Annotated in this window: 14 protein-coding genes and 2 tRNA genes; 11 read left to right on the plus strand and 5 right to left on the minus strand. The window is 49.7% G+C overall.

Features of this window, described 5'->3' with window-relative positions; translation table 11 throughout:
- Window positions 1-74 precede the first annotated feature (74 nt).
- From Pla110_RS10080 to Pla110_RS10090, 3 genes are all read right to left on the minus strand, one after another.
- Window positions 75-1,139 carry a homocitrate synthase/isopropylmalate synthase family protein gene (locus Pla110_RS10080; RefSeq protein ID WP_144995652.1) on the minus strand — a complete coding sequence of 355 codons (1,065 nt, stop codon included), beginning with the start codon at window positions 1,137-1,139 and terminating at the stop codon, window positions 75-77.
- Between the two features lie 99 nt (window positions 1,140-1,238).
- A complete protein-coding gene (locus Pla110_RS10085; RefSeq protein ID WP_144995653.1) occupies window positions 1,239-2,432 on the minus strand; it encodes a dipeptide epimerase in 1,194 nt (397 codons plus the stop codon).
- Between the two features lie 56 nt (window positions 2,433-2,488).
- Window positions 2,489-3,502 carry an NAD-dependent epimerase/dehydratase family protein gene (locus Pla110_RS10090; protein WP_144995654.1) on the minus strand — a complete coding sequence of 338 codons (1,014 nt, stop codon included), beginning with the start codon at window positions 3,500-3,502 and terminating at the stop codon, window positions 2,489-2,491.
- A gap of 229 nt (window positions 3,503-3,731) precedes the next feature.
- Here Pla110_RS10090 and Pla110_RS10095 point away from each other — a divergent pair, with 229 nt between their 5' ends.
- Both Pla110_RS10095 and Pla110_RS10100 read left to right on the plus strand, forming a co-directional pair.
- On the plus strand, window positions 3,732-4,625 hold the full coding sequence (locus tag Pla110_RS10095; RefSeq protein ID WP_144995655.1) for an alpha/beta fold hydrolase: 894 nt from the start codon (window positions 3,732-3,734) through the stop codon (window positions 4,623-4,625).
- 245 nt (window positions 4,626-4,870) lie between these two features.
- A tRNA-Phe gene (locus tag Pla110_RS10100) sits at window positions 4,871-4,943 on the plus strand.
- 99 nt (window positions 4,944-5,042) lie between these two features.
- Here Pla110_RS10100 and Pla110_RS10105 read toward each other — a convergent pair.
- The gene (locus Pla110_RS10105) at window positions 5,043-6,389 is read right to left on the minus strand and encodes an MFS transporter (protein ID WP_144995656.1); all 1,347 of its coding nucleotides are present in this window, start codon (window positions 6,387-6,389) and stop codon (window positions 5,043-5,045) included.
- 158 nt (window positions 6,390-6,547) lie between these two features.
- Between Pla110_RS10105 and Pla110_RS10110 the strand changes: the two genes are divergently transcribed.
- The 8 genes from Pla110_RS10110 to Pla110_RS10145 all read left to right on the plus strand — a co-directional run bounded on the left by Pla110_RS10110 (window position 6,548) and on the right by Pla110_RS10145 (window position 12,901).
- Entirely contained in the window at window positions 6,548-7,462 is a 915-nt protein-coding gene (locus tag Pla110_RS10110; protein WP_144995657.1) for a cobalamin-binding protein, read from the plus strand.
- A gap of 161 nt (window positions 7,463-7,623) precedes the next feature.
- A complete protein-coding gene (locus Pla110_RS10115; RefSeq protein ID WP_231742965.1) occupies window positions 7,624-8,814 on the plus strand; it encodes an FG-GAP repeat domain-containing protein in 1,191 nt (396 codons plus the stop codon).
- 217 nt (window positions 8,815-9,031) lie between these two features.
- Window positions 9,032-9,116: transfer RNA gene (locus Pla110_RS10120), tRNA-Leu, on the plus strand.
- A 178-nt stretch (window positions 9,117-9,294) separates the two neighbouring features.
- On the plus strand, window positions 9,295-9,681 hold the full coding sequence (locus Pla110_RS10125; RefSeq protein WP_144995659.1) for a hypothetical protein: 387 nt from the start codon (window positions 9,295-9,297) through the stop codon (window positions 9,679-9,681).
- Window positions 9,678-9,977, plus strand: coding sequence for a hypothetical protein (locus Pla110_RS10130; protein ID WP_144995660.1), 300 nt, complete (start codon window positions 9,678-9,680; stop codon window positions 9,975-9,977). The genes Pla110_RS10125 and Pla110_RS10130 overlap by 4 nt, the downstream gene beginning before the upstream one ends.
- Before the next feature lie 580 nt (window positions 9,978-10,557).
- Entirely contained in the window at window positions 10,558-10,875 is a 318-nt protein-coding gene (locus Pla110_RS10135; protein WP_144995661.1) for a hypothetical protein, read from the plus strand.
- Between the two features lie 1,115 nt (window positions 10,876-11,990).
- Window positions 11,991-12,257: a hypothetical protein gene (locus Pla110_RS10140; protein WP_144995662.1), complete on the plus strand. Its 267-nt coding sequence runs from the start codon at window positions 11,991-11,993 to the stop codon at window positions 12,255-12,257.
- On the plus strand, window positions 12,254-12,901 hold the full coding sequence (locus Pla110_RS10145; RefSeq protein ID WP_144995663.1) for a phosphotransferase family protein: 648 nt from the start codon (window positions 12,254-12,256) through the stop codon (window positions 12,899-12,901). Before Pla110_RS10140 ends, Pla110_RS10145 begins: the two co-directional genes overlap by 4 nt.
- 6 nt (window positions 12,902-12,907) lie before the next feature.
- Here Pla110_RS10145 and Pla110_RS10150 read toward each other — a convergent pair whose 3' ends face one another.
- Complete coding sequence (locus Pla110_RS10150; RefSeq protein WP_144995664.1) at window positions 12,908-13,372, minus strand: hypothetical protein; 465 nt, start codon at window positions 13,370-13,372, stop codon at window positions 12,908-12,910.
- A 242-nt stretch (window positions 13,373-13,614) separates the two neighbouring features.
- Here Pla110_RS10150 and Pla110_RS10155 point away from each other — a divergent pair, with 242 nt between their 5' ends.
- Window positions 13,615-14,868 (plus strand): hypothetical protein, encoded by a 1,254-nt coding sequence (locus tag Pla110_RS10155; RefSeq protein WP_197440637.1) that lies wholly within the window; start codon window positions 13,615-13,617, stop codon window positions 14,866-14,868.
- The last annotated feature ends 47 nt before the right edge of the window (window positions 14,869-14,915 follow it).

A 14,915-nucleotide genomic window follows, 5' to 3' on the forward strand; every position in this document is an offset into this window, starting at 1 on the left:
TAAACTGAGAATTTTAAAAGCCACGTTCTTTTCGGAGCGTGGCTTTTTCGATTGATGGCTGTTCGAGAAGCAGCCTAGGACTGGGTGAACAGTTGGGAAAGTTTGTCGTCCGTGACCTTCTCCCCTTTGGGAAGTTTCTTGATGAGATCCAGAATGTGAAGAACTTGCTCGTCTTGTGGAGAGTGTCCCAACTCTTCCAGGCGGTGGGCAACCGCACGTTTGCCACTGTGTCGACCGATGACCAACTGGATTCCGGAAGCCCCCACCAGTTCGGGGCGATACGGAAGGTATGTGTCCGGGTTCTTCAATAATCCGTCCTGATGAATGCCTGCTTCTGTCGCGAAGATATTCTCCCCAGAGACAGGTTTGTTAGGGCAGATGGAAAGTCCTAATTGCTCTGAAACCAATTGGTTGACGGGAAGCAAATTTTCCGTTTTGATTTTTGTTGTGCAACTATATTGTTCAGAGTGAATCCGCAATGTCGTCGCGACTTCTTCGAGGGGCGTGTAACCGGCGTAAGGGCCGACCCCGAGAATCGAACAGTCGAGACTTTGAATTCCCTGAGTGGCGGCGATTAAACTATTGGCCATCGAGACTCCCATATCATGCCGAAATCGACAGCCCAGTTGTCGTTTATCTGACTGCCGTGGCACGATCTGTTTCAGGATTTGTTCCGTTTGATGCGGTAACAGGCTTCCTGAACGATCTGTCAAAATGAGTCTATCAATCCCCTGTTTCTCAGACGAGATAAGCGTCTCTGAAGCGAGAGCCGAGTTGATATCGACTTCACATTCGACTCGTAAGCAACTGGATGTTCTGAGGCTGTTAAAATCTGCCGTGGCGGAGCTATCGTCAAGATTCATGAAGCGAATCGAGTACTCTGATCGTTGCGTGTTGGCGATTCGTTCTATTAGTGAACCCGGATCCGTCACAGCGAAGATGATCTCCGCAGAGGTGACGGCCGAACAGAGTGAAGCAGCAGTTTCGGGTTCAATTAACAGTTCGTCGGGAATCAAAATCGAGTCGACGTTCAAAGAATCAATCGCGCTCACGATTCTAATAAGTGCGTCCGAAGAAACTCCATCCGGATTTGTGCGTTTCAATCCCCAAAGGGTGACGTCGCATATTGAGAGTTGCATGAAACTGCGGTTCCTGTGAAAAGCGTTGTAAGTTCTCTCTGAATCGGATCGATAATCAATTGAACAGATACTGAATTGGACAGAAAAATAAGTGGCCTCTCAAGTCCAATTCTGTTCCTGAAGTTTCAGGCGGTTGATGGCGTCGGTATCGATCTCGACTCCGAGGCCAGGGCCTGTCAGTTCAGGAGCCTTACCCCCCCATCCGAATGTGATGTCTCGTTTGATTAAGTTTTCCCGAACAAGAAAGCGGTCATAGCTTCCTTCCAGATGTTTTATACCTGCAACGGAGCAGGCGAAATGCCGTCCGGCAGCGGAGAGGATTCCGGTCTCTCCTACCATGCAACCAAGTTGATAGCCAATGCCAGCTTCGTGAGCGATAGCGGCGATTTCGAGACAATTCAGAAATCCTCCACCCTTGGAGAGCCGGATATTAAACAGCTGACAAAACTGTTCGTCCGCCGCCCGTCGTGCATCGGAGGGACTGCATAGGGACTCATCCAGCATGATGGGAAGTTGACAATCTCTATTCAGCCCGGCCAGTTGGTCGATTTCGGTGTGAGGGAGCGGCTGTTCAATTGAACTGATCTGGAATGGGGCGAGTTCCTGAGCTTTGTGCAGCAACTGGTCGCGGTTCCAGGCTTCGTTGGCGTCAATTCGCAGGTCAACGCCCTGCCCCATCCAACGGCGAACGCGACTGAGTAGTTCTACATCGTTGATTCCCTTCGCGCCCACTTTGACTTTCACATGTTGGAAACCGAATAGCCGGTACAGGATGGAATTTAAAACCTGTTTCCTGCGAGACATCGAAGTGATGGCGACGCCGTATCGAATTTCCTTGCGATTCTCATGGATGGAGGAGGCCGGTTCAAATTTGGCAGTGACTTCGGAGAGAGGTACGTTCCAGTACCGAGTGGCGGCATCGAGAATGGCAATTTCGATCGCGCAGCGGAGAGAATTGCCAAAGCAGTCCCGATCGCTGGTTGCGGGTGGTTCTATTGTGACGGGACGGGTAAGTTCGAACTTTTTCAATAGATCGAACAGTTCCGACCAGTCAGACCAGTCTATACTGAGTTGGTCTTTTAACGAACTGACCTGCCACTGTTCCCAGGTGGTCTCGATTGTTTCGCCTGTGACATAATGGCGAGGCAACCCTTCACCCCAGCCAACCGTACCGTCCTCCAATTCGCAACGAATGAGAACAGTGTCGTTATACCGTCGCGCATAGGATGCATGCCGAATCTCTTTTTTCAGCGGGATGCGGACTAGGTAGGCAGTGAGGTTTTGGATACGCATGGAAAAAGACGACTTGTACTTTCAGATTGGAAGGCCCCGAGATTAGCGAGTGCTTGTTACGTTAATCCCTGCTCTTTGAACCAGTTCATCGTACGCTGCATGCCTTCCTGGAAGTCGATCTGAGGATCGTAGTCGAGTTCCTTTTTTGCTTTCTCGATACTGTAATCGAGATTCAAACCGAGAAACTTGATGCGGGCGCTGGAGAGAATTGGAGCTTCTGTTTTACCGAGCGCGCGGTAGACTTTTTCCAGGACGGTCGCCAGCACTTTGGCGACCCCCAGAGGCACATGTTTCTTGGGTTCGGGATAACTGCCTAACTCGGCGATGCGGTCGATGAATTCTTTTTTGGAGACAAGTCGTCCATCCGTCACATTAAATCGTTCGCCGATGACGTCGTCGTTTTCAATCGCTTTAAAGATTACTTGAATCAGATTCCCGACGTAGACGTTGTTCATCAGCTTTTCGCCCGAACCGAGAAAGGCGAATTGTTTCGATTTCAGCTTTTCGAAAATTCGTGGCAGAACGGTTCGGTCGCGAGGACCGTAAACAAAACCGGGTCGCACAACGACTGCGGGAAGTTGCTTCTCTTTGACGTGGTCGAGGACTTTCAGTTCGGACTCGACCTTGGTCAGTGTGTAACCGTCGATTCCTTCTTTGTTGGGTGGTTCGGATTCGTCCGTACCGTGATGATCGCGAGCCTGGTAGACACCGAGTGAGCTGATGTGGACAAACTTCTTCAACGTGCCATTCTGCTCGGCGGCTTGCAGCAATGTTTCGAGGCCATCGACATTCACGGAACGATAATCTTCGACTGGTCCCCAGTCCCCGACTTTCGCGGCGCAGTGCACGACGACAGTGGCGCCTTCAACGCCCTTCTGGAGCGACTCTGCGTGGGTGAGATCTCCCGTGACAATGTCGACATTCCATTCCTTCAGAAAGTCTGCTGATGAACTACTACGCGCCAGGGCGCGGACGGGGATATTACGTTTTCGACATTCTTCCACTACATGGCTGCCAACTAAACCAGTGGCGCCAGTGACAAAGACGAGGTCGTTTTCAGTCAGATTCATCTTCCTGCTTTCAATGTGCCTGTCGCCTGGTCGACAGGAGATCAAGTCTGATCGTGGTTCAGGTGCTGAGGATGTTTATTGCATCAGGACTGTTTTTAGACTAATTTCGCTAACAATCCTAGGGCTCTTGCCCGTTGAAATCGATTTCCACCAGAGCGTTAGAATGTGCCGGATTTGTTCGGTTTCTACTGTCTTCAGATCCTTCTACTAATGGAAATTGCTCCCTCTTATGAAGTCTCCTGACGAGTACGCTGAACACGGCCAGAGCAATCACTGCCAGGCCGAACGATTTACCACTTCGGACGGGTATCGACATTTCTACCGGCATTGGCCAGCGGTGGGAGAAACACGCGGGCTGTTGCTCGCGATTCATGGGATACAAAGTCACTCTGGCTGGTATGGGTACTCCAGTCAGAGATTGGCAGAAGCGGGGTACGAGGTCTATTTCCTGGATCGGCGGGGTTCCGGGTGTAACTTCAGATCGCGCGGTCACGCACCCCATCAGGATCGACTCGTTTTTGATGTTGTTCAGTTCACATTGGAAATTCAGTACCGGCATCCGAACTTACCGCTGACACTACTTGGTCTGAGCTGGGGTGGGAAACTGGCTGCTGTCACGGCGAGTCGTTATTCACATCTATTTAACAGGCTAATCTTGCTGTATCCAGGTTTGAGAGCCCATGTACGGCCCAGTTGGTTTCAATTGTTGCAGCTGAAGCTGGCCGAGTGGGCCGAAGTCGAGCATAAAAAAGTACCGGTTCCGTTGAGCGATCCGTGTCTGTTTACGGATGATCCCGAATCTCGCGTCTTTATTCGGCAGGATCCCTTGATGCTGGAAGAGGTGACGACCTCCTTCCTCTTTGCGAATCGGCCGTTCGACCATGAGAGCAGACAGGCAGCCTTGGCCCGTCAGTTGACGATGCCGAGCCTGTTAATGCTGGCTGGTAAGGATCGCATTATCGATAATCGCGAAACCGAAATGTGGTTCCGGACTTTGCCGAACCCGCTCAATGAATTGCGGGTCTACGAAGACGCCGCACATACTCTGGAATTTGAGCCAAACCGGGAGACGATTTTTTCGGATTTGATCGACTGGCTATCTCGAACGGATTCCCACTTATAGATCAGCGAAAGCCGTTTGGTGGCGCGAAGAGTAGCTCTATCTCTTGGTGGGATAGCAGGTTAGATGTAATCGTCAAAACCGGCAATTGGCTCAGATGGAATTTTAATCGTTTCGAATTGATCAGGTTCTGTCGCTTGCAGCAGGTGAACTGATCGCTTATATTGCTACTTCGCTGTTGCGGCAGCGGCAATTGCAAGTTGTTTGAAACCAACAACTTGAGACCGTCTGACGGTTCCAATTGCTTCGGGCAGATAGCTCAGTTGGTAGAGCACAGGACTGAAAATCCTGGTGTCGGGGGTTCGATTCCCCCTCTGCCCACTTCAAAACCCTCTTAAACGCCAGTCGTTTAAGAGGGTTTTTTTATTGGATCGACGCATCTGAAACAGGTCGCTACGAAACTTCCCGGCTCAATAATGCTTAAGCCCTTGGGCGGATGTTCCAGGTGAATGCGAGCAGGAAAATGGAGAGAAGTGTGCATCCCACAATACTATACAGGATGACTTCCCAGCCCTGCTCGACTGCTCCGAGTTCAGTGTAATAGTGAGAGATCGCCCCGAAGCCTTTGGCTTGTACGGTTCGTCCAATGTACCCAAAGAGACCGACGAACCCGGCCGCGACTCCGACTGCTTTTTTCGATGTCATATCAAGTGCGGCAACCCCCAGCAGCATGACGGGCGGATAGACGAAGAACCCAATCACGGCCAGGCAGAACATATCGATGCTTAATTTACCGGCGGGATTATAAAGGATTCCCAGAAAGGCGAGCAGAATGGGAATCATGCAGAGAAGGCTGACCATTCCTCTTCGGCCGCCCACACGGTCGGAGAACCAACCGATGAGCAGTGTCGATGGAATTCCTCCGAATTCCAGAACGAGAATTGCGATTCCGCCATCTTCAAGAGAGGCTCCTTTAACTTCTCGCAGGTAAGTTGGTCCCCAGTCCAGCATGCTGTATCGAACGATATAAACAAAGAAATTGGCGAACGCGAACAACCAGAGTTTGGGGTTGTTCAGCACATTGTTGATAAAAAGTTCGCGGGTGGTTAGCTCTGTTTCGTGGAGATTTTCACGAATGGCCGGGTTGATGTAATCGTCGTTGTACTCTTCGATCGGGGGTAAACCGACCGATTGGGGAGTATCTTTCAGCGTCAGGAATAAAAAGAGCGATCCGACTAACGCAATGGCCCCGGGAACATAGAACGCGGAACTCCAACCCCAGTGGAGGGCGGATTGAGCAGCGATAATACCTGCCACACCCCCGCCGATATTATGAGAGATATTCCAAATGGCGAAAATAGAGCCTCGTTCGCGAATGCTGAACCAGTGCCCTATTGATCGTCCGCTGGGAGCCCAACCCATGCCCTGCACGAATCCGTTGATCGCCCAGAGTGTCAAATGCATCGGGAAATTCTCTACAGCACCGAACAGAAAATTGCAGCAGGCTGTGAGTAGTAAGCCAAATGCCATAAACTTACGGGCGTCGCTTCTGTCCGAGAGTGAACCCATCAGAAGCTTGCCCAAGCCGTAGCTGATCGCGCTGATCGCGAGAATATCGCCGATCATCGATTTATCGTATGCAAGTGCCCCCTGCATTTCCTTGGCGACTGCGGATAGATTGTTGCGAACCAGGTAAAAGGTGCCGTAACCAATGAAGGTTGCCGAGAGGATCTGCAACCGTAATTGAGGATATAGTCGGGCGACTTCTTCTTTTGATTTTTGCGGCTGAGGGGGAGCGGGTTTGAAATAACTGGGAAGAATAGACATTGAAGTGAAACCCGCGGGCAAGGGTTAATGATGTGTGAAGGGTTTGGGGAAACTAGCAGAATCGGATAGAGTTCACAATCAACTTGCTCGAGGAAGACAGTCGATGGAAGCCAAGGAAGCGTTTTGAACCAGGAACCAACAGAAAGGTATGTCGTAACATGAAACGGATTGTCTCTCTGTTGCCTGCCGCCACTGAGATCGTGTATGCATTAGGGTGTGGAGCGAATTTAGTTGGCAGGTCCCACGAATGCGACTACCCGGCAGCGGTTCAAATGTTACCCGTTTGCACCCTCTCGCGAATCGACGCCTCACAGTCAGGAACAGACATTCATGAAAACGTGACCGACCTTCTCCGGGAAGGTGAATCGTTATACGAAGTCGATTACGAGTTGATCAAAAGCCTGCAACCGGACGTGGTGATCACACAGGCTCAATGCGAAGTGTGTGCGATCAGTTACGTAGAAGTCGCCTGCGAACTGAGTCCACTTATTCAGAAGGGAATCGAGTTGGTCTCGATGGAAGTTTATCGATTGGCTGATTTATGGAAGCAGGTGAGATCGATCGCGTCGTCGCTGGCTTGCGATGATACCGCCGAGCGTTGGATACAGTCCGCCGAAGAACGCATTGATCGCATCGCTAGACAGCAGGGGGCAAACACGTCCAAACCGCGAGTTGCTTGTATTGAATGGTTCGATCCGTTAATGGCCGCCGGAAACTGGGTTCCCGAAATGGTGGAGTTGGCCGGAGGAGTGAATGTTCTCGGTCAACCGGGAGAACATTCTCCCTGGATGAACTGGGAGGAACTGTTGGCTGTGGATCCGGATGTTATCGTGCTGTTGCCTTGCGGATTTGATTTGGAACGGTCGCGAAAAGAGGCGGAGACACTACTTCAGAATGAACATTGGAGCCAATTACGCGCGGTGAAAAACGATGCCGTTTATGTGACTGATGGCAGTCAGTTCTTTAATCGCCCCGGTCCTCGTTTGGTGAATTCCATCGAGATTCTTGCTGAAATACTGCATCCGGAGGCGATTAAGGGAGATCACCAGGGGATTGGTTGGTCGTCCTTTTGATTACCTGTCTCTGCTGAAAATCAATAGTGCATACTGGCATCCGCTCGGACGAGCGTGTTAAACTTGATGACTTCCTTTTCTTACCTGAACTAAACTTACCTGCGCCGCCAGCTTGCTGGCCCTGCCCGCGCTCTCGATAATCCGAACGAAGGAAAATGACTATGAAAATGTTATTGACCAGCTTGCTGGTTCTGGGATTGAGTTCTCAATTGCTCGCTGAGGAAATCAGCTGGAAACGTACGGAACTGGATTCAGCCTTTCGTTCGGAAGGAGTCACGACCGCCGATGTGAACCGGGATGGTTTACTCGATGTGCTTTCGGGGGATGTCTGGTATGAAGCCCCCGGCTGGACGATTCATGAGATCGCCAAACCGGGCGAATACGTCGCGGGCGTGGGCTATTCGGAGAGCTTCGCTAACTTCAGTTATGATGTGAACCAGGATGGTTGGGAAGATTACATTATCGTTGGCCATCCCGGTAAACCTTTCTTTTGGTACGAGAATCCCCAGAACAAAGAGGGGCATTGGAAGAAGTACGAAATCTGGCACAGTGGCTGTAACGAGTCGCCCATCTTTGAAGATGTCACGGGCGATGGCATCCCAGAACTGATTGTCGGTTCGCAGCCTGAGTCCCAGTTCGGATACATTGAGATCCCCGCCAAAGACAAAGCCACAGATAAGTGGGTCTTCACGGCCGTCAGTCGTCCGGGTGATCCAGGAACTAATGGTTCCCATCGTTATTACCATGGTAATGGTGCAGGCGATCTGAATCAGGACGGTTTGATCGACATCCTGATTCCCCACGGTTGGTATCAACACCCTGCCGAAGATGGCGGCGAATGGGTCTTTCATCCTTACACATTGGGCAAACCGGGAGAAGAGAACCCTCTGCCTGCCGCCAACCTGCACGTTCAGGACTTCGATCTGGATGGCGACCAGGACATCGTGATGAGTTGTGCTCATGCTTACGGAGTCTGGTGGTTTGAGAATTTAGGTTCAGAGAATAACGACCAGTTCGAGTACCACTTAATTGATGAATCGTTTTCTCAAACTCATGCACTGGAGTTTTATGACATCAATGGTGATGGCCAGAAAGACCTTGTGACGGGTAAGCGGTTCTATGCTCATAACGGGAATGATCCGGGCGGCAAAGACGAAGTTGTGATGTTCTGGTACGAAATCAAACGGAAAAAAGGTCAGGCTCCGGAATTCATCCCTCACGAAATCGTCGCGGGCCGGGATACGGGTGTCGGAACGCAGTTCCAGGTCCGTGATTTCAACGGTGACGGCCTGTACGATATTATCCTGGGCAACAAAAAAGGGGTGAACCTGTTAGTGCAGGAGCGGGACTAAAAGGAAGTGGAGCCAGAGAGTTTCACGAGTGGCGTCGAACAAGTTCCGGCGTTAGACTCGGCCTGGTTGGGATTTTCTTCCCGAATTAAGTCGATAATCCGGATAACTTTACGGAAATTCGAGTCCTAAAAACTTGCCGACGTCGTCGGAAATGACTATTCTAGGCCCCTCTGAGGCGATCCGGCCTTTATCGGTCCGGATAATCGCCTCATCCGCAGCCCAAGTGGCGGAATTGGCAGACGCGCTAGATTCAGGTTCTAGTGGGGGTTAACCCCGTGGAGGTTCGAGTCCTCTCTTGGGCACTATGATATCAAAGGACTTACGTCGATTCGGCGTGAGTCCTTTTTTATTTGCCTTGAGAGAATTGGGAACACTCTTGTTTTCTTGTTGGTATCTCTGTTGTGGTCAAACGTGTAGTTTAGGCCCCTCTCACCGACACCTTCTAAACACTCCGATCACTTACTCGTATCGGAGAATTCAATGTCTCAATTCCCTACTTTATCGCTCATCCCCACGGGAACTCCAGAGCATCCACGCTTCGTAATTTGCAAGCTACCTCGTCTATATTGGACCGGTACCGATTGGAGCCCTGAGCTGAAGGCCGCCCTACTCTTTTCTGATCAACAGGTCGCCGGTAAAGCTGCATTCGAGCTCCTGTCAAAATCGTCAGAAAGTAGTAAGAAGTTTCGATTCGTAGCCCCGATTGAGGTCGAGGTGCGGGCTGATGATGTTCTTGATCTAATCGATCTGCAAGTATGGCTCATTAATGCATCCCGTCTCTATGTTGACTACAAGAAAGCGGGACTGCCAAACGCCACAGCATTATTATCGATTGATTGGACTGAATTGAAGGAGGTAGAGGAATGAAGAAGCTGATTCCAATTTTTGTATTGGTAGGAGTGGCTGTCGTTTATGGTGCCCAAGAAGCTCCGAAACCGAAAGGCATCTTCTCGATGCTCACTGCTGGTCAGTCAGTGGACCTTAAGAATGAAGGGGCGGCGTACACGATCTGTACTTATGATGGCGATGCACCGACGAGTCATACCGTTCTTGAGGTTGGAGAAGATTACGTCGTGTTACGAGATATCTCCGGTGTTACGGAGACGGCGGTGCCAGTTTACTCAGTGAAGTCAATTGAGAAGGTGAAGCTGAAGTTGGAGTGAATGCAGATAAAATGGAATTAGGCGTGATATTTGGTCTCGGAATTCGCCAATATCAGTATGAAATAATAACTGGACTCCACTTCATTTGAGAATGACTATCTGCTTCAGTGATGAGGAGTTGTTCAATCAGGGAGTTTCCAAGGTAAACATTTAATCTGAACTGTGTGGTCAACTGATGGCACCCACTCGATCACGGACAATCAAATTTCTCTCTATAGGGTCGATAGTCTTTGGAAGCATGGCCAATGTCTGCACCATGCTTTTTCTTCTCTCGCCGAAGGAGGGCATAGCTGTTTTTATGGCTTACTCACTATTTGGATGCATTGGATCTTTAGTAATCGGTGTGATACTGGGGATTCTGGGCCTCCTCTTCAGTAGAGGGAGGTCAAAGTTTGCGTATGTTGGTTTGATTGCCAGTGCTTTTGCACTTCTCTGCCCCATCTTATTCTTCTGGAAGGGTCTATGAGATAGGAGAATCAATTTAGAGCCTAGCTTGGCTGAGGCGACAATCGTTGATGAATTTCTGGAGCGATGTTGATCGTTCAGACTTGAAAACTAATGAGAACAATAAGGAAAAAGCATGGCACGAAAACTGACTCAGTTTATGACGAGTTCTGTTGACGGTGTGGTACAACGCCTTGCGTTTATGCTTGCGTTTATCGCTTCAGGAGTGCTCTGCTACCTCGTCTATATGACCGCCAAGGCTTCTGTGCCGACGCCGGTGAATGGAGCCGCTGGAGGTTGGCTGATTCTGTGCTTCTCCCCGTTTTGGCTCGGAATCTGCCTGCTGGCTGTCCTCTCTGGGTACAAACTGGGTGGAACTTGGCGTGTTGTCGGCTGGCTCCCATTGCTGTCAGGACTGCTTGGTAGCCTGTTGATCAACCAGATGTTCTCTTAATCCGTTGCCTCATTCGAATAACAGAATCAAGAGAAAGGAATACTAATCATGACTTGTACACGATTCGCTTTCGGGTCGCCTAACCGTTTCCCGAATACGGTGACTGAAGGGTAATCGAAATGAATCCACGACAGCATTTACTGTTGCTCCGATTTCTCCGTCTACTGTTTTTTGGACTGGGGGTCATTCTTCTGCTTCCTCACATCAGTGTTCAGGAAGACGTTGTGGACTTTAAGACTGCATTAAGACTATTAGCAGGGCTTGCGTTGATGTTCATTCCTTACGTGGTTGTGTCGAGAATCATTCCTGCTCGTTGCCCAAAGTGTGGGAAAAAAGCTTTTGTGGAGACGAAGTGGCATACACCTAGCCCAGATGAATCTGACTACTCAAATTCTCGAATTAAAGCCTTCCATTGGAGATGCAGTTCATGTGGTGTAGTCGAGACAATACCGTCGAGCGTTATTGACAATCTGATTCCACCATTCGTTCAGGGTTGAATCTCTGACTAATGGATTTTCTTTGTTGAATTGGACCGTCGCCTCAAAGGTGATTCCCACTTTGCCACTCCGATTACAGGTCGTCAATTGGCCTTCGTCTCCTTTTGAACTTCCACACGCCGACAATTGTCCCCGGTATCCAGCCTAGAATTAAAGTGGACAGGAAGAATACCGGGATCGGCCCCATACCTCGAAGACCGCTTGGTGCTGATGAATTGAGCAAATACTCCATCAAGAGTGAGAGAACGATTAGTATTGCCCAAATCGACACTCCAAAAATCAATGAGGTGATGAATCTCTTTTTTGTGTCATTTTGATCGGGCATATTGAGTCTCGATGGAAAGGTGAATATACCATCACTTTCGCATATTCAGAGTGAACTTGCACTCTGAAAACAGGCTCCGGCGATTTTTCGAAAAGCACATAGGAATATCGCTTTCAGATATGAACCGAGTTTTTTCTAAGGGGAACTATAAAGAAAGTGCAACGGAGTCGCTTCAAAGCCGGGGGTGGGGTGTCTGATTTCAAGCGGAGTATTCGGTTACATTAACGACATTCTCAAAGTATCTGGATTCTATCACGTGTTCGGTGTGACATTCAGCATCACGGGGCGTTGAGTTGAAACTTCCTGAATCGCGTCTAAGAGAAGTACTCCATTCTGCCCATTTGGTTGATTGGTTCAATCAGCTACCGGACGATTTGGGTTCACCCTCGAACTGTGTGTATGTCCTGGGCAGCAGCGTGCTGAAAATCTTCTGTGACAAGCACAGTGATCGTTCTCGTCGTGAGAGCGAAACATTGAGTTTATTAGAGTACGAAGATGTCCTGACGACGGTTGTCGAAAATAAAGGCAACTTCCGACAGGAGAATCGTGGCTCGTTATGAGGCGATTGCCGGGAGTCATTGCACATGATTTCGACGTGAATCCCACCGAGTCCTCAGTCCATCTCGCAGAACAACTTGGAAAGCTGGCTACGCAATTACATCGAATTCAGACGCCCGGATTTGGGACGTGGATTCGCGACCCAGGTATCTCTCTGCTTGATGAACATCGCCGACGTCGGAATTGGTTGATCACACTTACTCGCCAATCGAGATGCTTGCATGCGTCATTGCTCAGGCAAATTGAGGTGAAGTTTATGGAATTAGAGGAGGCTCTGGAAAGTGCTCCCTCGTCACCCGTTTTGGTCCATCGAGATTTTCAGCCACGTAATATTCTGGTTGACTCAGAATGTCAAATTACGGGACTCGTCGATTGTGAATCTGCGGGTGGAGGCGACCCACTGGAAGACTTTAATCGGATAGGACTCAACTGGGAATCCCGTGCCTTCGCGGTATTTTGCCAATCCTATCGGCAGTCGGGAGGTGATTGGGGGAACGAGGCGAATAAACGATTTGCTTATTACGTCCTGTTCTGGGCTACGAATATTATTGGTAAAGTTGGTGAAACTCATCCTGAACTGCTTCCGCAGGCCGAGACTGCTGTCGAAAGAATTCTCGCGGAGGAATTACCTGACTGTCTGGTGTGACTTAAATCAGCACGTCACCGGTTTCTCGTCAATTGGTGGTGAGTTCAGGCTCCGAATCAACGTGAGAATTCGTAGTAGCAATACGATACCTATGACCGAAAGCACGAAGTGCCCACTCAAATCTTTGTCGCTCCACTCAAAGATCCATTGTAGGTTCTGTTGCTCTCCCTTTGTGGCAATTTCCGGACCGACGTATCGCATGTGTAGTGCCACAGCTAAGATCGTCACCGGAATCAGAATGTCGTAGCGATAGTAGGGTTTTACACGGAGCCATCTTCTTCGCATGCAGTAGGATTCAACTGCATTAAAAATCTTGAAGAGGAGTACAATACCCAGAATTCCGATGACCAACATTCCACCCGCGAGACCGGGGACATTGAAACTCGATGTCTCCGTGTGATACTCGAACTTGATACAGGCGAGAAATATTAATGCGATCGAGATAAGCGGGAATTGCTTGATTGTGTCCATGACGTAATTCTTTTACTTATGGGATGACTGCGCGTCACTCTATAACAGAGGAAGATATTTCTGTAAGGAAGTTTGATCTTGTACGCACTTAGGTTGGTGAGGTTAGGTGAGTTTCGCAGCGATAAGTTTCATGCGGTTTGCTATCATCTGCTTCTCGGCTGATTTAAGATGAGGTGCGTTTATTTTAACGGGTTCATTCATACTAGTAGCGTGGAAAACAGATGGTCTTGAAAACTTTCAATATGAAATTAGTGGTGTCGATGGTCTGCCTCGCGGGGGTGTGCGGGCAGGTCTCGTTGGCGAATGAGCTAAGTGCGGCGGAACTATTGCCAGTGGAGAAAAAGTTAGGACAGGCCTGGGAGGTTTCCTGGAAGCGGTTCTATCGAGACGATACGCATTTGTTCTATGACTACTTGATCAGCTATGAACCAGGGAAGGAACTGGCGCATCTGCCGACGAAGGAAGAGGTCCAGCAGCAGAATCCGAATGAATGTGGTTACGGCACTGGCATGGAAGACGGAATGATCTCCGGAGGGGTGATGCTCTCGATGATTCTGGATCGTGCTGCGGTGACGGGCGAAGAAGGATTGAAAGAACGTGCATTTGATGCTTATCAGGGAATTCGTGCGTGCGTTACTGAAGAAGGGTTTGTCTCACGCGCGATCTGTCATGAAGATTTGAAAAGCTTCTATCCGAATTCCTCTCGCGATCAATATACGCACGCCGTGCATGCTCTCTGGCATTACGCCGACAGTCCTATGTGTGGTGTCGAAACAAAAGCGGAGATCGGTCAGCTCCTGTCGCGGATCGCGGATCGGATGACGCGCAATGTGATTCCGGAGAATAACTATGATTCTTTACGGGCCGATGGTTCGCGCGACACTCGGGGGATTAGCCGGATGTGGAATGTGAACTCGCATGAATGGTCGCGGTTACCAATGATTTATGCAGCCGCCTGGGACGTAACTGGAAAGCAGGAGTATCATGATTTATGGCGGAACTACATCGGCGAGGCAGTTCAGAAATCTCGTCGTGTGCCGAAAGCGGAGTCGACCTATGCCCTGCTCCAGATGCAAATATCGCTGGAAATGCTCACCAGTCTGGAAACGGATCCCGCATTAAAAGATACCATGCAAGAAATCCAAGCAGGAATCGCGGAGGAGTGTCAAAGCCGAGCCCTTCACGCGAATGAGGCAGCGAAGCAGTTGGACCTGACGATGCTTTGCGGGGACTGGCGTACCACATTGGGACTTTCCCACAAGGGAAAGTATCGGGGTGTCTGGTATACCATTCGCGAATGCGGGGAGGCGTCGCTGGCGCAGCTGGGAAATGAGGCGGTACTCACGGATGAACAACAGGAGGTTTTGAACCAATCAATCTGTCGACTCGATTACGATCAGGTATCGAGCAATGGGATCTTCTTTCTTCAAGCCGCGTACTGGAAAAATCGAGCTCATGAAGAGCTGAAGCATAAAGCTCTGAAGGTTGTGAAATAAGAGAACGTGAGATACGAAGATTAAAAACACAGGACTTACCCAACGAG

The sequence above is a fragment of the Polystyrenella longa genome (assembly GCF_007750395.1).
Taxonomy (GTDB): Bacteria; Planctomycetota; Planctomycetia; order Planctomycetales; family Planctomycetaceae; genus Polystyrenella; species Polystyrenella longa.